Annotated in this window: 14 protein-coding genes; 7 read left to right on the forward strand and 7 right to left on the reverse strand. The window is 65.2% G+C overall.

Features of this window, described 5'->3' with window-relative positions; translation table 11 throughout:
* Positions 1-47: 47 nt before the first annotated feature.
* Complete coding sequence (locus FIU86_RS02890) at positions 48-3,107, reverse strand: VWA domain-containing protein (protein WP_152473707.1); 3,060 nt, start codon at positions 3,105-3,107, stop codon at positions 48-50.
* A gap of 151 nt (positions 3,108-3,258) precedes the next feature.
* Between FIU86_RS02890 and recO the strand changes: the two genes are divergently transcribed.
* Positions 3,259-3,993 (forward strand): DNA repair protein RecO, encoded by a 735-nt coding sequence (recO, locus tag FIU86_RS02895; RefSeq protein ID WP_152473708.1) that lies wholly within the window; start codon positions 3,259-3,261, stop codon positions 3,991-3,993.
* A 517-nt stretch (positions 3,994-4,510) separates the two neighbouring features.
* Here the strand turns inward: recO and FIU86_RS02900 are convergent.
* Entirely contained in the window at positions 4,511-5,509 is a 999-nt protein-coding gene (locus FIU86_RS02900) for an LLM class flavin-dependent oxidoreductase (protein WP_152476887.1), read from the reverse strand.
* Between the two features lie 196 nt (positions 5,510-5,705).
* Here FIU86_RS02900 and FIU86_RS02905 point away from each other — a divergent pair, with 196 nt between their 5' ends.
* Positions 5,706-7,019, forward strand: coding sequence for a sorbosone dehydrogenase family protein (locus tag FIU86_RS02905; RefSeq protein ID WP_152473709.1), 1,314 nt, complete (start codon positions 5,706-5,708; stop codon positions 7,017-7,019).
* An 89-nt stretch (positions 7,020-7,108) separates the two neighbouring features.
* On the opposite strand, the gene FIU86_RS02910 is transcribed toward FIU86_RS02905, so the two are convergent.
* From FIU86_RS02910 to FIU86_RS02920, 3 genes are all read right to left on the reverse strand, one after another.
* Positions 7,109-7,498: a hypothetical protein gene (locus FIU86_RS02910; protein WP_152473710.1), complete on the reverse strand. Its 390-nt coding sequence runs from the start codon at positions 7,496-7,498 to the stop codon at positions 7,109-7,111.
* 122 nt (positions 7,499-7,620) lie between these two features.
* Complete coding sequence (locus FIU86_RS02915; RefSeq protein WP_152473711.1) at positions 7,621-8,013, reverse strand: META domain-containing protein; 393 nt, start codon at positions 8,011-8,013, stop codon at positions 7,621-7,623.
* On the reverse strand, positions 8,013-8,549 hold the full coding sequence (locus FIU86_RS02920) for a TetR/AcrR family transcriptional regulator (RefSeq protein ID WP_152473712.1): 537 nt from the start codon (positions 8,547-8,549) through the stop codon (positions 8,013-8,015). The genes FIU86_RS02915 and FIU86_RS02920 overlap by 1 nt, the downstream gene beginning before the upstream one ends.
* Positions 8,550-8,717: 168 nt before the next feature.
* Between FIU86_RS02920 and phnC the strand changes: the two genes are divergently transcribed.
* The 5 genes from phnC to FIU86_RS02945 all read left to right on the forward strand — a co-directional run bounded on the left by phnC (position 8,718) and on the right by FIU86_RS02945 (position 13,400).
* The gene (phnC, locus tag FIU86_RS02925; RefSeq protein ID WP_152476889.1) at positions 8,718-9,512 is read left to right on the forward strand and encodes a phosphonate ABC transporter ATP-binding protein; all 795 of its coding nucleotides are present in this window, start codon (positions 8,718-8,720) and stop codon (positions 9,510-9,512) included.
* 71 nt (positions 9,513-9,583) lie between these two features.
* Positions 9,584-10,489, forward strand: a complete 906-nt coding sequence (gene phnD / locus FIU86_RS02930) for a phosphonate ABC transporter substrate-binding protein (protein WP_152473713.1) — start codon at positions 9,584-9,586, stop codon at positions 10,487-10,489.
* 68 nt (positions 10,490-10,557) lie between these two features.
* Positions 10,558-11,445 (forward strand): phosphonate ABC transporter, permease protein PhnE, encoded by an 888-nt coding sequence (phnE, locus tag FIU86_RS02935; protein WP_152473714.1) that lies wholly within the window; start codon positions 10,558-10,560, stop codon positions 11,443-11,445.
* Positions 11,446-11,468: 23 nt separating this feature from the next.
* Complete coding sequence (gene phnE, locus FIU86_RS02940; protein ID WP_152476891.1) at positions 11,469-12,776, forward strand: phosphonate ABC transporter, permease protein PhnE; 1,308 nt, start codon at positions 11,469-11,471, stop codon at positions 12,774-12,776.
* A gap of 6 nt (positions 12,777-12,782) precedes the next feature.
* Complete coding sequence (locus tag FIU86_RS02945) at positions 12,783-13,400, forward strand: chloramphenicol acetyltransferase (protein WP_152473715.1); 618 nt, start codon at positions 12,783-12,785, stop codon at positions 13,398-13,400.
* Positions 13,401-13,582: 182 nt separating this feature from the next.
* Here FIU86_RS02945 and FIU86_RS02950 read toward each other — a convergent pair whose 3' ends face one another.
* Positions 13,583-14,764 carry an alpha-D-ribose 1-methylphosphonate 5-triphosphate diphosphatase gene (locus FIU86_RS02950; protein ID WP_254703926.1) on the reverse strand — a complete coding sequence of 394 codons (1,182 nt, stop codon included), beginning with the start codon at positions 14,762-14,764 and terminating at the stop codon, positions 13,583-13,585.
* 94 nt (positions 14,765-14,858) lie between these two features.
* Positions 14,859-15,590 (reverse strand): phosphonate metabolism transcriptional regulator PhnF, encoded by a 732-nt coding sequence (phnF, locus tag FIU86_RS02955; protein WP_152473717.1) that lies wholly within the window; start codon positions 15,588-15,590, stop codon positions 14,859-14,861.
* Positions 15,591-15,608: the final 18 nt, after the last annotated feature.

Raw genomic sequence — 15,608 nt, forward strand, 5'->3', positions numbered from 1 at the left:
AAGGGACCGCCAGACCGTTCGGACGGTCTGGCGATCGCGCGGCGTGATTACTCTACGGTGATGACCTTGCGCGCCAGTACCTCTTGCCCCGAGACGTCGAGGAAACGTAGTTCGTAGACGCCGGCCTCGGATGGCAGGGTGATCTGCGCAGTGGTGGCGCCGTCGGTGATCTTGACCGCCTGGAGCCACGTAAAGATCGCCTGGTTGCCGCGCGCCAGCGTGATGCGCTGGTCGGCGCTGGTGCTGTCCACCTGCCAGCCGACGTCGATGGTGCTGCCGGGGGCCGCCGTATCGGGGGCGGTGAGGGCGGCGCCGGTGTTGAGGGCGGCGTCCTCGGCCAGCACCTCGACCGTGTGGCGGGCCAGTACACGGGTGCCTTCGCGCAGGACGTAACGCACTTCGTAGAGGCCGGTTTCCGCAGGAGCCTTGAGTGTGCCTGAGGTGGACTCGCGCACCGGGATGTACGTGCCGAATGTGTCATCCGCCGCGCCCATCGGGACGAGGTTGATGTAGTCGTTGGTGGCGACCGTGCCGGTCCAGTCCACGGCGATCTCATCGCCTGCGCGGATCTGTTCGGGGCCGGTGACCGTGACCTCGGGCGGGGTCAGTTCGATCATCGCGGTGGCCAGCACCTTGGGGCCTTCGCGCATCAGGTAGCGCAGTTCGTACATGCCCGGATCGGCGGGCATGGTGAGCGCCACCTGGGACGCGTCGCGCACCACCTGGTAGTTGCCGAACTCGTTTTCCGGCGCACCGGCGGGGACGACGACGACGTAATCCTGCGGGTTCACGGTGCCGGTCCATTCGACTGTCACGGACGCGCCCGTCGCGGCGCTGTCGGGGCCGGACACTGTGACCTGAGGCTCGGTGACCTCGATCATCGCGGTGGCCATGACCTTTGTGCCTTCGCGCAACAGGTAACGCAGTTCGTACATGCCGGGATCGGCAGGGGCGGTGAGCGTCGTTTCCGAGTTGTCGCGGACGGGCTGGTAGCTGCCGAACGTGTCGGGTTCGGCCCCGGCGGGGACGATCGTGACATAGTCCTTTGCGTTGACCGTGCCTGTCCAGCCGACGGTGAACTGCGCGCCCGTGCTGACGGATTCGGGGCCGGAGACGGTGACCTGCGGCTCGGTGACTTCGATCATGGCGGTGGCCATGACCTTGGGGCCTTCGCGCAGAAGGTAGCGCAACTCGTACATGCCGGGATCCGACGGCGCGATCAGGCGCGTCTCGGTGTCGTCGCGCACGGGCTGATAGCTGCCGTAGGTATTGGGCTCGGCCCCGACGGGCACGATGGTGACGTAGTCCTTGGGGTTGACCGTACCGGTCCAGGAGACGGTGAATTGTGCGCCGGTGGCGACGGTGTCCGGGCCGGAGACGGTGACCTCGGGGGCGGCGACCTCGATGGGGGCGGTCGCCAGCACGCGCGGGCCTTCGCGCAGGACGTAGCGCAGTTCGTACATGCCGGTATCGGAGGGCATGGTGAGCGTTACGGTGTCGTCGTCGCGCACCGGCTGGTAGCTGCCATAGGTTCCGGCATCGGCGCCCACGGGCGCGATGGTGATGTAATCCTTGGCGTTCACGGTGCCGGTCCAGCTGACGGGGACCTGCGCGCCGGTGACGGCGGTGGCCGGGCCGCTGATCGTGACCTCGGGCGTCAGCAGTTCGATCGTGGCGCGGGCCAGCGTCTTGTTGCCCTCGCGCTGGATGTAGCGGATTTCATGCATCCCCGGGTCGGCAGTGGCCAGAAGACGGCCGGAGCTGTCGTCGCGGACAGGGAAATAGTTGGTGTAGGTGCCTTCCTCGGCGCCCATGGGGACGATGGTGATGTAGTCCTTGGCGTTGACCGTGCCGGACCAGCTGACCGGGATTTCGGCGCCGGTGAGGGCTGTTTCAGGGGTCTGGAGCGTGACCTGCGGGTCGGCCACCTCGAGCGGGCGGCTGGCGACGGTGCGGCTGTCGACGTTGAGGATATAGCGGATTTCGTACAGACCTGGATCGGCGGGGGCGGTGAGGTCGAAGTTCTCGTGCTTGTTGATCGCGCGGTAGTTGGTAAGCGTGCCGGGCTCGGCACCGACGGGGACGATGGCGATATAGTCGCGTGGGTTGATCGTGGGCGACCAGCTGATTGTCACGGGCGCGCCGGTCTGGACGGTGTCGGCGGCTTGCAGGGTGACCTGGGCTGGCGTGATCTCGATAGGGTCGGTGCCCAGCACGGTCTTGGTCTCGGTGCTGTAGTAGCGGGCCTCGTAGGCGCCGGGTTCGCCGGGCATGGCAAAGGTCACATCGGTGTTCTTGCCGATGCGGGTGTATTGGCCCAGTTCGGATTCGGGCGCGCCTGCGGGGGTGACGGCGATGTAGTCGGCCTCGGATTGGGTCGGGTCCCAGGTGATGGTGGTCGGGCTGCCGGCGACGGCGGTGTCCGGCGCGTCGACGGTGACCCGGGGCACCTGCGGTTCGGGCTCTGGCTCCGGTTCGGCGACGGCGGTGGCGACGGCGGAGAGGGCCGCGCCAAGCTCGTCGGCGTTGGAGGCCTGGATGTATTGCCCGCCGGTTTCCTCGGCGATGCAGGACAGGGACGCGGTGTCCTCATCCGCGCCGAGGCCGAAGCCCACCACGTGGGCGGTAAAGCCGACGCCGCCTTTTTCCAGCGCGCGGGCCAGCTCGCACGGGTCCCGCTCGCAGCTTTCCAGACCGTCGGAGATGAGGACCACGGTGGCGGGGCGGTCGGTGTACGAAAGCTGCGTCGCGGCCTGTTCCACGGCGTCGGTCAGGGGGGTCTTGCCGGTGGGGGTAATGGATTTGATCCGGTCGAGGATTTCGGAGCGTTGAGCCGCGCCGGGCTCGACGATCACCTCGATATCGGTGCAGTCGCCCCGGGCGCGGTGGCCGTAGGCCATGAGGCCGACGCTGCGGTCGTCGGTCCAGTCGCCCAGCAGGTTGTCGATGACGTCGCGGGCGATCTCGATCTTGGCGGTGCCGTCGATCTGGCCCCACATGGAGTTGGAGCCGTCGAAGACGACCATCACATTGTCATTGGCCAGCGCCGCCGGGGCGGCAAGGAGCGTGGTGGTGAGCGCAAGGGCGCGGGTGGTGGAAAATGGCATCGAGTCCCCCTATGCAAAAAACAATTCGGGGGCAGGTAAACACATCCTCGGCCCCCGGTCATGTCCGGATTTCCAGACCGTGGGTCGGGGCGGGCCTTGGCAGGGTTCATCTTTTGATGTCCTATGGCCGTTCGGAAGGCGGAGCAGTGTCATGGAATGGCGTGACCAAGGTATTGTATTGGCGAGCCGCCCGCATGGCGAGGCTGCGGCGATCCTGGAGGTGTTCACGCCCCTGAAGGGTCGGCATGCGGGTGTGGTGCGCGGCGGGGCGTCGCGCAAGATGGCGCCGGTGTTGCAGCCGGGCGGTCAGGTGGAGGTGACGTGGAAAGCGCGGCTGGAGGATCATCTTGGCGCGTTCACGGTGGAGCCTGTGCGCTCGCGCGCCGCCGCGTCGCTGGGGGACCGCGTGGCGCTGGCTGGGCTGAACGCGGTGACGGCCTTGTTGATCTTTTGCCTGCCGGAGCGTGAGGCGCATGGGCGGCTCTACGGGCAGACCGAGGCGCTGCTGGACCTGCTGGGGCAGGGCGATGTTTGGCCGCTGGCCTACTTGAAATGGGAGATGGCGCTGCTGGACGAGATGGGGTTCGGGCTGGACCTGTCGGAATGCGCGGTATTGGGGCGGCAGGCAAATGACCTGAGTTTCATCTCGCCGCGCACGGGCCGGGCGGTGTCGCGGGCTGGCGCGGGCGAGTGGGCCGACAAGCTGTTGCCGCTGCCTGCGCCGCTGTTGGGCGAGGGGGTGTGCGGCGACGGCGAGATATTGGAGGGGCTGGGGGTGACGGGGTATTTCCTGATGAACCATCTTGCGCCGGAGATGGGGCACAAGCCGCTGCCCGAGGCGCGGGCGCGGCTGATCCGGCGGCTGGAGCAGGTGGCGGAGAGTTGAGGGAGGGGTTCGATTGTTCCGAGAGGTGGCTGATCGCGACCGGGTCGCTTGTGAACGACAGGAGCGCGTTGGTCCGTTTTGAGCCCTTTGCGGAGAAAGATGATCAATATCCCCGAGCGCCATCGACGGGCCGCGGCGCGGCGATCCGACGGTGGTTCGGCAGCGCTTTATCCAAGCCAAATCCGAAACAGAATTGAGCGATGCACCTAACTTCACCCAATCGCCGGGCCGTGGGGGCGGCCCGTCGATGGCGCGGGGCCTGCGGCCTGATTCCGCGCTGGGGCTGTAGCTCAAACGTCTTTCACGTCCCGCAAAGCCGACATTCGTGCCGCCCGCAACGAATGTCGGGATCGAGCCCTTGTGAGACACTGGTGCCTGCCATGCCATACGTGGCAAGCACCGGCACGATCTTCGCAGATCAGCACTGAAAGTCATAAGACAAGCCGCGCAGCGGCCCGGCCATCGTCAGCCCTTCCCTTGGGCTGACGATGGCCTCCGTTGTGACTGGCAGTTGGGATCAGGCGGCGTCTACCCTGGTCATGTCCTGCAGGATATCGGCGGCGATGCGGAAGGAGTTGACCCGTGCGGCGTGGTCGTGGATCTGGCCCGTGAGGATGATCTCGTCGGGCTGATAGCGGTCCTTTAGGGCGCCAAGCTGGGCGCGGACCGTCGCAGGCGACCCGGTGGCGGAGACGCTCAAGGCGTGGTTCACGTTGTCGGTCATCTGGGGGCCGATCGCGGCCTCGATATCCTGAACCGGAGCGGGCAGCTTGCCGGGCTGGCCGGTGCGCAGGCGGGCGAAGGCCTGTTGCATGGAGGTGCGCAGGTACGCGCCCTCGGCGTCGCTGTCGGCAGCGAAGACGTTGGCGGCGAGCATGAAGTAGGGCCGGTCGAGTTGGGCCGAGGGCTGGAACCGGGTGCGATAGATCTCGAGCGCCTGGTCGAGCGCGTCGGGCGCGAAATGCGAGGCGAAGGCGTACGGCAGGCCCAGATGCGCGGCCAGTTGCGCGCCGTAGAGGCTGGAGCCGAGGATCCAGACTGGCACATGCGTGCCCTGGCCGGGATGGGCGGAGACGGGCGCGGCGGGATCGGCATCGGCGAAGTAGCCTATGAGTTCGATCACGTCATCGGGGAAGCGGTCGGCCTCGAGCCCGCGGCGCAGGGCGCGGGCCACGGCCATGTCGCCGCCGGGCGCGCGCCCGAGGCCAAGGTCGATTCGGCCGGGATGGATGGTGGCGAGCGTGCCGAACTGCTCGGCGATGGTGAGCGGCGCGTGGTTGGGCAGCATGACACCGCCCGCGCCGACGCGCATGGTGGTCGTTGCTTCGGCGATATGGCCGATCAGGACAGACGTTGCGGCGCTGGCGATGCCGGGCATGTTGTGATGCTCGGCCAGCCAGTAGCGGTGATAGCCCATCTTTTCGGCCGCGATGGCCAGATCGCGGCTGTTGGAAATCGCGGTCGCGGTGTCGTGGCCTTCGGGCACGGGGGCGAGATCGAGGACGGAATAGCGCATGGCGGGGCCTTTCATCTGTTAGCTGTCATTTGGGATCTCGCAGGCAGCAGAACAACCGTGCTGTCCTGAGGTGCAGGTCGGGGACGCGTTCAATGTCACCTTTCCGGCATGAACGCGATTTTTCTTGACGCATAAGTTGTCTTCGTTCGAGCATCGTACACTCAAAACTAGAAAATAGACGACTGGGAGGACTATCATGGAACAACGGCTTTTATCAGCCGTCGCGGCACTTGGTGTGATGACCGCGGCACCCGCTGCATTTGCGCAGGAAAACGACGGAGCGATGGACGTACCGAAAATTACGCCCTCGGCTGTGCTGGAGGATCTGGACGCCCCTTGGGACATGGCTTTTCTGCCGGACGGCACGATGTTCTTTACCGAAAAATGCGATGGTCTTTCGGTCAGAACGCCGGATGGAACCGTGAATGCGCTCTACGGCATGAAGGATACCGAAGGCTACGCGGATACCGGCAATGACCTTTTCTGCGAGGGGCAGGCGGGTATGCTTGGCGTAGCGCCGGATAGCGACTTCGAGGAAAATCGCACGCTCTACCTTTATTCGAGCTCGGACAAGTATCACGGCGATGGGTGCAAGACCAACTTCGAGCGGTGCGACGGCAACATCGTGATGAAGTTCACGGTCAGCGATGACCTGACAAGCGTGTCCGACAGGACCGACATTGTGACGGACATTCAGTACAAGCCGTTCGATTCCGACCAGCCCTTTGGCGGGCCGGGCGCGCATAACGGCGGCAGGCTTCGCATTGGGCCGGATGGCTTTCTTTGGGTCACGGGTGGGGATCGTCACAGGGGGATCTGTCCGCAGGATGGCGAACTGCTTTGCGGTAAGGTCCTGAGGATCGACGGGGACGGGAATGCCCATCCAGACAACAATCCTCCCGAAGGATTTGACCCGCGCATCTACACCTATGGGCACAGGAACGTGCAAGGCATCGATTTCCGCCCAAGCGACGGCAGGGCCTTCACCGCAGAGCACGGGCCCTGGCATAACGACGAGATCACGGCGCTTGTGAACGGTGGCAATGCCGGATGGGATCCTGCCCAGAACACGGGTGGCCGGGGCGAGTGCCCGGATGAATACTGTGGCTACGAGCCGAACCAGACGGAAGGCATGGACCCGGCGATCCGCGCGGCCTACACCCCGATGAGCGACACGCGGTTTGATGACCTGATGCCGCCGTCGTGGAACAACAACGGGTTTTCCCAGGGCACCGGGTCAGCCGCGTTTCTTACGGGCGAAAACTGGGGCATCTACGAAGGTCGCCTGGCCGTCGGCATCATGGGGATCGGGTTCGGTGACACGCCGATCGGGTCGCGGATCGACATGATCAGCCTTACGGATGATGGCATGGGCATCAACACCATCACGCGGATGCCGCTGGGCTTTTCGGAGAGATTCCGTGGTCTTGCCATGGGGCCCGATAACGCGCTCTATGTCGCCACGGATGAGGGCACGATCTATAAGGTGACCGCAGAAAGCATGCAGTAATCGTTCAGAATATGCGCCCGCGCTCCTTTGTGGGCGCGGGCGATTTGTTTGCTGTTTTGACGACCTGACGCTGTGAAGATCAGCTGAGCTCAATCGCGCGGTATCAAGATGTCGGGCACTTCATAGCGTTGACCATCGACCTCGATCATGTGCTTGCCGTCCTCGAGGCGCCATTCCGTATCCGTGCCGACGCCCGACATTGTCACGCTTGCCTTCACGAACTGACCGTTCTCGAAGATGAGCCCCCGCCCGAAGCCATTTGCGAAGATGACCGTGACCGTGGTCTTGCCCGTCTCGTCCCGTTTGACGCGATAGCTGCATTGACGTAGTGCCTCGCCACGTTCCTGAGCGCAGGCAATGGTTTCCGGCAGGTTTCGATCCACCATTTCGCCCGGCGATGCGCTGTGTTGCTCGGCGCTTGCCTTGGCCGCGCCAAGCACAAGGGCAGCCCATATTCCAATCAGGATCGGCGTTTTCATTTCAACCCGCTTCCCATTGCACACGTCTGAATTTCGGCGTGATGACAGACTAGGTGCAAGGTCCCGTCGGGTCAAAGGTCGGCGTGCCTTCGTTGCACGGCGGCGAACGCTTTTGGCAAGCGTCATTCGCCGGCGCGGAAGATCATCTCTCGGCCCTCGGGAGTGCTGAGGATCAGGGTGGTCTGCGTGACCTCGGCCAGGGACATCGCACCAAGCGCGTCCAGAAACGCGGTCTCGTGGTCAAGTTCGGGGCAGGCGCGGCGGGTGGTGCCGATTTCGGCGGCCTCGAACCACGGGTAGGGTTGCAGTTGCGCGGCGAAGTAGCGGTTGCAGGGCGCTTGCCCGACGATCTTGCCTTCCTCGGGGAAGGTGATGGTGGCGGTCGCGTCGAAGGCGGTGCCGTCGATTTCCGTGAGCTGCCACGTCTTGTCCGCCGCGCCGTGGCCCGAGAGGGTCTCATCGCCGCTGCAACTCAGCAGGGACACCACCAGCGGCACCGTCAGCAAGCCGCGCATCACCGCAAGGCCAGCACCAGGTCGACGAGCGAGCCTATGGCGCTGATATGGTCGGCAGGGCTGGCATTGCCGAGCGACGTCATGCCGATGGCCGAGGCATAGAGGATGCGGGCCATTTCGGGGTTGTCGATGCCGATCTCGGACAGAAGAGATTGCAGCGCCGCGAGGCGGGCGTCGTCGACGTCGTTGACGGCCGCGCGGGCGAGATCGTCGGAATTGGCCCAGGCCCGTAGGGCGGGTTCGGTGGCGTCGGGGGCCGCAAACGCCTGGGCGAGATTGCGCAGGCGGGCCACCTCGGTGCTGCCGTCATTCATCAGGTCGGGCAGGCGGGCGATGCTGTCGTCGCGCCATGCGGCCAGCAGGGCGTCGTGATAGGCCGGAACGTCGCGAAAATGCCAGTAGAACGAGCCCTTTGAGACGCCTAGCCGTACCGCCAGCGGTTCGGCCTTGAGCGCGGTTGGCCCCAGTTCGGACAGCGCATCGAGCCCGGCGGTGAGCCAGTCGCTGGATTTCAGACGTGTGGATGCGCGTGCCATGCGTTGGGGATACGCCCGCGCAGGGCGCAATGCAAGCGTTCCGCCGCGATGCAGCATGGGCGCGCGAAGTGTCGCGGACCGGCCTGCGTTACAAAAGTTTTACCGCAGCGTCACAGAAGCTTCTGAAACCCTGCGTAGGTGTGCGCCGAACGACCGGGGGACATGAGCGTGCTTGAGATTACCAAGCTGACGAAGGTTTTCGGCCAGCACAAGGCCGTGGACAACATCACGTTCAGCGTGGAGAGACCCGCCATGATCGGCATTATCGGCCGGTCGGGGGCAGGCAAGTCGACCTTGCTGCGGATGCTGAACCGGCTGACCGATGCCAGCAATGGCAGCATCGTGTTCGAAGGGCGCGACGTGACCGCTCTGCGCGGGGCCGACAAGCGCGCGTGGCAGTCGGATTGCGCGATGATCTTTCAGCAGTTCAACCTGGTGCCGCGCATGGATGTGGTTTCGAACGTGCTGCACGGCACGCTCAATCGCCGGTCCACCTTTGCGACGATGTTCAACCTTTATCCGCAGGCCGACATTTATCGCGCCATCGCCATTCTCGACCGGCTGGGCATCGCCGAGCACGCGCCGAAGCGGGCGGAGGCCCTTTCCGGCGGGCAACAGCAGCGCGTGGCCATCGCGCGGGCGCTGATGCAGGAGCCCAAGATCGTGCTGGCCGACGAGCCCATTGCCAGCCTCGACCCGATGAACGCGCAGCTGGTCATGGACGACCTGCGCCGCATCCACGAGGAAGACGGCCGCACCGTGGTGGCCAACCTGCACACGCTGGATACGGCCCGCAAATACTGTGACCGGGTTATCGGCATGCGGGACGGGCGGATGGTGTTCGACGGCACGCCCGAACAGCTGACCACCGGCGTGGCGCGCGACATTTATGGCGCCGACGCAGGCTTTTCCGAGGCGTCGACCTCGACCGCGATCGACACGCCGGAGCGCGAGATTGCCTGACCCTACGACCTGAAATTCATCTGCACGCCGGTCACGGGGGCCGGTGGCAACAACCCGACTGGAGGATCAAGATGAAGAAACTGATTGCTGCCCTTGCGGCCACCACCGCGATGACCGCGCCTGTCATGGCCCAGGAAATCGAAGAGTTCCGCATCGGTATTCTTGGCGGCGAAAACGCCCAGGACCGTCTGAGCTCTCACGAGTGCCTGAAGAACTACACCGAGGAAGCGCTGGGCGTGGAAACGAAGCTCTTTGCCCCCGCCGACTATGCCGGTGTGATCCAGGGCCTGGTGGGTGGCACGCTGGACATGGCGTGGCTGGGCGCGTCGGGCTATGCCGCGACCTATCTGCAGGACCCCGAGGCGGTCGAGCCGGTGCTGGTGAAGATCAACCTCGACGGCTCTTACGGCTATCACTCGATCGGGTTCGCCCGCAAGGACAGCGGCATCGAGAGCCTGGAAGACATGGAAGGCAAGGTTTTCGGCTTTGGCGACCCGAACTCGACGAGCGGTTACCTGATCCCGTCGATCGAAATTCCGCAAAGCTCGGACGATATCACCATGGAATCCGGTGATTATTTCGGTGAGGTGAAGTTCACCGGCGGTCACGAGCAGACCATCGTTGCGGTCAACAACGGTGATATCGACGCCGGCGTGACCTGGGCCGACGGGCAGGGCAACTGGGAAGACGGCTATAACTCGGGCGCGCTGCGCAAGGCCGTGGATGCGGGCCTTGTCGACATGAACGACCTGGTGGAAATCTGGAAGTCCAACCCGATCCCGGAAGGCCCGATCGTGCTGCGCAAGTCGCTGCCCGCGGATGTGAAAGAGACGATGGTGGCCCTGGTCGACGGCATGTACGACAAGGACAAGGACTGCACCTACTCGATCTCGGCCGGGGAAAGCCTGGGTTTCGATCCGATCACGCATGACGCGTATCTGTCGATCATCGAGGCGCGCAAGTCCAAGTCGCAATAAGCGCGAAATCTCATAGATGGCGGGCCCCGCAAACGGGCCCGCCATTTGCATATTTCCCGAGAGGCTTCATGGCAGATGTGACCCAATCCGGCGGCGCGCGCCCGCTGAGCGACATGCAGGCGACCTATATGGCGCAGGTGTCGAAGCGGCGGCTTTATTCGGGGATCACCTTGCTGGTCTTCATCCTGCTGATGGTGTCGGGGTTCCGGCTGGCCGAGGAACGCAATGGCGGGTCCTTCATTGGCGGGCTGGACAATTTCTTTGACTATCCCGGCGAGGTGGTCGCCGAGGCCGTTGAGAAGGCGGGCCAGTTGCCCGGGCATTTCGTGACATTCTTCCCGGCGCTGCTGGAGACGGTGAACATCGCGGCCGTCAGCACGCTGATCGGGGCGTTGGCGGCGGTTGTCCTGTCGCTGTTGTCGACGCGGGGGATGGCGCGGTTTCCAAGGCTGGTGCCGGTGTTCCGGCGGATCATGGACATCACGCGGGCTGTGCCCGAGATCGTGATTGCCCTCATTCTGATCTTCGTGCTGGGCGGCGGGCCGGTGCCGGCGATGATCGCCATCGCGTTCCACACGTCGGGGGCGCTGGGCAAGCTGTTTTCCGAGGTGAACGAGAACGCGTCGCTGAAGCCGCTGGACGGGCTGGAATCGGTGGGGGCTACATGGAGCCAGCGGATGATGCTGGGGGTCGTGCCGCAGGTCGCGCCGAACTGGCTGAGCTATGCGCTGATGCGGTTCGAGATCAATATCCGTGCCTCGGCGATCCTTGGCTTTGTCGGCGCGGGTGGCCTTGGCTACGAGTTGAAGAACGCGATCAGCTGGGGGCAGGGGCGCTATGACGAGGCGGCGGCGATGTTCCTGATGCTGTTCGCCACGATCATCCTCTTTGACCAGCTGTCCAGCCATTTCCGGGACCGGCTGGTGCACGGACGCAAGGTGGAGATGCACCGATGAGCGCGACGTCGACGAACACCAACATGGCCGATACCGATGCGTTGATGGCGCAGACCGGAAAGCTGTTTCAGCGCAAGCGGATGGTGGCTTTTGGCGTGCCGGCGCTGATCCTGGCGTATTTCGTCTACGTCTTCTTTGCCTTCGACGTGCCGGGGCTGATGCAAAGGGCCAGTGCCGAGAACGCGCGGGCGCTGGTGGCGGATACCTATAGCTACAAGGTGCATGTGACGCGGGACAACCGCGATGCCAGCGTCGAGGTGGCCATCGAGGGCGAGCGGAAGGGTGCGTATCCCGAGGGCGAAAGCCCCGAGTGGGTGGAACTGGGGCGCGACACGGTGATCGATCTTGGGGACGGTCACATGGTGATCTTCGGCCCCGAGACGATCAGCTATGACGTGCCGGGCTATGGCCTGATCCGGGCGACGCCGAGCCGGAGCCAGGGCGTGGTGCAGGAGTTTCCGGCAGGTGATCTGCCGGAGTGGATCAACAGCTCCAAGAACCGGCTGGCGATCACGACCGAGGCGGGGCGGCTCTCGGTGACGCGCAATCGGGCGGAGGTGTTTCGGTACTTCACCGGCTGGGAGCTGTTTTTCTTCACGCTGGACAGCCCTTATCACGGGATGAGCGTGGGGCAGGTTCTGGGCCGTGCGTTCAGCGGCGAGGCAAGCGAGATCTGGGACGACTTCTGGTACAACGAGATGTGGCGGCATTCGGACGTGATGTGGGCCATTTTCGAGACGATCCTGATGGCGTTCGTGGGCACGATGGGGGCGGCCATCGTGGCGCTGCCCGTCGCGTTCATGGCGGCGAAGAATTTCGCGCCGCTGAAGACAGTGCGGTTCGGGTTCCGGCGGCTGTTCGACTTCCTGCGCGGGGTCGATGCGCTGATCTGGACGATCGTGCTGACGCGGGCGTTCGGGTTGGGACCGTTGACGGGCGCGCTGGCGATATTGCTGACCGATACGGGATCGTTCGGGAAGCTCTTTTCCGAGGCGCTGGAGAATGTGGATGAGAAACAGATCGAAGGCGTGCAGTCGACCGGGGCGAAGCCCGTGCAGAGGTACCGCTTTGGCGTGCTGCCGCAGGTGACGCCGGTGCTGCTGAGCCAGGTGCTGTATTACCTGGAGAGCAACACGCGGTCGGCCACCATCATCGGGGCGATCACCGGGGGCGGGATCGGGCTGTTGCTGACGCAGGCGATCATCACGCAGAAAGACTGGGAAGAGGTGACCTATTACATCGTTCTGGTGGTTTTGATGGTAATCTTCATGGACTGGGTGTCGGGGATGCTGCGGCGGCGGCTGATCCAGTCGGATGATGCGGGGCACTAGGGCAGAATGCCGAAGCTGAGTGCCGATGCGCCGCTGTTCCATCCCGAGTGCGAGATTTCCGACAGTTCCTTTGGTGCCTTTTGCGAGGTCGGTCGGGGGAGCCGCGTGGCGCAGTCCGTGTTCGGGGATTATTCCTATTGCGACCGGATGTGCGATATCGCCAACGCGCAGGTGGGCAAGTTTTCCAACATCGCGAGCTTCGTGCGGGTGGGTGCCACCGATCATCCGCTCGACCGGGCGAGCCTGCATCATTTCATGTACCGGTCGGCCAGCTACTGGGATGACGCGGAGGATGACGCGGAATGGTTCGGCCGGCGCAAGGCTCGGCGCGCGGTGATCGGGCATGACACTTGGCTGGGGCACAATGCTCAGGTCAAGCCGGAGGTCACGGTGGGGCACGGGGTCGTGGTGGCGTCGGGTGCCGTGGTGACGCGGGACGTGGCGCCCTATACGATCGTGGCCGGGGTTCCGGCAAAGCCCGTGCGCGCAAGGCTCGCGCCGGAGGTGGCGGAGCGCGTGATGGGCCTGGGTTGGTGGGATTGGGATCATGCGCGGCTGCGGGCGGCGCTGGAAGATTTCCGTAGCCTGTCGGCGGAGGCGTTTCTGGAGAAGTACGAAGGGTGAGGCATGGTGGGTTGGAAACCCACCCTACGGTGCGGTGCGCCCTTCCGAACGAAAAGGACGGCCCGAAGGCCGCCCGGTTTGGTCATGAAAAATGCTTGGTTTGTTCGGGGACAAGTGAACGCCGCCTGTATGGCCGAGTCGTGCAACAGGGATGTGTCGGGCGGGTAAAAGCTGAATGACAGCTATTCCGCAGCCATCGCCAGTTCCGTGCCTGCGCCGAAGAACCGGGTGGCGGCTTCGCCCGCGAGATGCGTGATGCGGCCGGCGCAGATTGTGGCCTCGATCTGGCGGGTCGTCTCGTTGACCACCACGAGGTCGGCGCGGCGGCCATAGTCGATCTCGCCCCGATCGGGCAGGCGCATGATGCGCGCGGGCGTGCTGCTGATGAGCGCCCAAACGGAGGGAAGCGTGCGCAAGCCCTTGTCGACCAGCGCAAAGGCGGCGCGGGTCAGCGAGGGGTAGTGGTAGTCGGACACCAGCGCGTCGCAATGGCCGGATTCGATCAGGTCCTCGGCGGCGGCGTTGCCGGCCTGCGAGCCGCCGCGCACCACGTTGGGGGCGCCCATCAGGACCGGGTCGCCCACTGCCGTGGCCAGTCGGGCGGCGGCGCGGGTGACGGGGAATTCGCAGATCTTGGCGCCGATCATGGAATAGGTCTCTCGCGTTTCGGCATCGGGGTCGTCATGGCTGCCATAAAGGACGCCGCGGCGGTCGAACCCTTCGGCCAGGCGGCACAGGAAGCGGGGCACGAAGGTGGCGTTCTTCTTGGCGGCGCGCAGGGCGGCGAGGTGCTCTTGCGGCGCGCGGCGGGCCTCTTCGGCCCAGCGGGCCAGTGTGGCGGGTCGGGTCTGGGCGGCGTCGAGTGCCTCGTCGAGGTGATTGTTGAAGACGACGTAGTCGATGTCATGCGCGTCGATCAGCGCGAGCAGGCGCTCGGCGCTGTCGGTGAGATGCGTCTCGCACCGGATCTGGAGGCGCAGATCGGTCTGCATCCGGGGGCGGTAGGCGGCGAGCGCCTGGGCCAGCGCTTCGGCCTGGTCGGGGCCGCGGTGGCCGCCTTCCCAGGACCAGCTTTGCGCCAGCCAGGCGGTGGTGATGCCGTTGGCCGCCGCGTCCCGGTCTGTGGCGGCCAGACCGTCCAGAAGCGGAAACGGCGCGGAGGGGCGGGGGGCGATGTGGCGCTCGAACGCGTCGCCATGCAGGTCGATGATCCCGGGCAGGACGAGATAGCCCGAGAGGTCGACCTCGGGCAGGGGGCCCTTGCCGATCATACCGTCCTGCACCACCACCGAGCGGCGTTGCATCTCGCCGTCGCGCAGGACGCGCGCGCCCGTCAGGCGCATGTCACAGGGTTTCGGGACCATCGGACTGCTCTCGCTCGTTTCCCGTTAAGGTAGCGCGGGTTTGTATCGTCGGAGTGACAAAGGGTTAATTCTGCGTGTCTTTTTCTGGTGCATTTTAGGGCAGGGCGTCGCCGAGGGTCAGCGTGACCTGGTCGCCGGAAAACCATGTGCGGCCGTATTCCAGCGGTTGGCCGTGCGGGTCGATGTTGAGCGAGACGGTGCGCAGCACGGGCGCGCCTTCGCGGATGTGCAGGTGGCCGGCTTGGGTGGGGGAGGCCAGCCGCGCGGCCACGCGGGTCCAGGCGCGGGTATAGTCGGGGATGCCTACGGCGCGGAGGCTGTCGGTGATGGAATTGTGACGGTGCAGGGCATCGGGCAGGTCGAGCAGGCGAGCGGCCGGAAAGACGGAGCGAAAGAGGGCCAGCGGCTGGTCGTCGGCCAGCGACAGGCCGTCATAGGAGTGCACGAGGTCGCCGGGGGCGAGGGCCAGCGCCTCGGCCTCGGTGGCGTCGGCGGCGCGGGTTTCGATCAGGTGGGCACGGCGCGAGGGCAGGCGACCGGCGGCGCGCAGGTTGGTCTGGAACCGTACGCGCTCGCCCAGTGGGTAGTCGGTGGGTTTCTGGGCCACATAAACGCCCGCGCCGCGGCGGGGGAAGACGGTGCCGGCCTCGGCCATGTCCGCCAGCGCCCGGCGCACCGTGTGTCGGTTGACGCCGAAGCGGCGGGCCAACTCGGCCTCGGTGGGCAGCTTGTCGCCGGGGGCGTAGCGGCCCGCTGCGATGTCGTCGGTGAGGGTGCCGAAAATTGATTTCCACACAGGGGTTTTGGTGGCGGTGCCGGGCGGCATGTCATGAAACCTTCATGG

It is taken from the genome of Roseovarius sp. THAF9 (assembly GCF_009363715.1).
GTDB lineage: Bacteria > Pseudomonadota > Alphaproteobacteria > Rhodobacterales > Rhodobacteraceae > Roseovarius.

What these genes read in the sequence shown, in the direction of transcription:
- FIU86_RS02890 (WP_152473707.1), bottom strand. Translation starts at nt 3,107, where the DNA reads ATGCCATTTTCCACCACCCGCGCCCTTGCGCTCACCACCACGCTCCTT.
- recO (WP_152473708.1), top strand. Translation starts at nt 3,259, where the DNA reads ATGGAATGGCGTGACCAAGGTATTGTATTGGCGAGCCGCCCGCATGGC.
- FIU86_RS02900 (WP_152476887.1), bottom strand. Translation starts at nt 5,509, where the DNA reads ATGCGCTATTCCGTCCTCGATCTCGCCCCCGTGCCCGAAGGCCACGAC.
- FIU86_RS02905 (WP_152473709.1), top strand. Translation starts at nt 5,706, where the DNA reads ATGGAACAACGGCTTTTATCAGCCGTCGCGGCACTTGGTGTGATGACC.
- FIU86_RS02910 (WP_152473710.1), bottom strand. Translation starts at nt 7,498, where the DNA reads ATGAAAACGCCGATCCTGATTGGAATATGGGCTGCCCTTGTGCTTGGC.
- FIU86_RS02915 (WP_152473711.1), bottom strand. Translation starts at nt 8,013, where the DNA reads ATGCGCGGCTTGCTGACGGTGCCGCTGGTGGTGTCCCTGCTGAGTTGC.
- FIU86_RS02920 (WP_152473712.1), bottom strand. Translation starts at nt 8,549, where the DNA reads ATGGCACGCGCATCCACACGTCTGAAATCCAGCGACTGGCTCACCGCC.
- phnD (WP_152473713.1), top strand. Translation starts at nt 9,584, where the DNA reads ATGAAGAAACTGATTGCTGCCCTTGCGGCCACCACCGCGATGACCGCG.
- phnE (WP_152473714.1), top strand. Translation starts at nt 10,558, where the DNA reads ATGGCAGATGTGACCCAATCCGGCGGCGCGCGCCCGCTGAGCGACATG.
- phnE (WP_152476891.1), top strand. Translation starts at nt 11,469, where the DNA reads ATGGCCGATACCGATGCGTTGATGGCGCAGACCGGAAAGCTGTTTCAG.
- FIU86_RS02945 (WP_152473715.1), top strand. Translation starts at nt 12,783, where the DNA reads ATGCCGAAGCTGAGTGCCGATGCGCCGCTGTTCCATCCCGAGTGCGAG.
- FIU86_RS02950 (WP_254703926.1), bottom strand. Translation starts at nt 14,764, where the DNA reads ATGGTCCCGAAACCCTGTGACATGCGCCTGACGGGCGCGCGCGTCCTG.
- phnF (WP_152473717.1), bottom strand. Translation starts at nt 15,590, where the DNA reads ATGCCGCCCGGCACCGCCACCAAAACCCCTGTGTGGAAATCAATTTTC.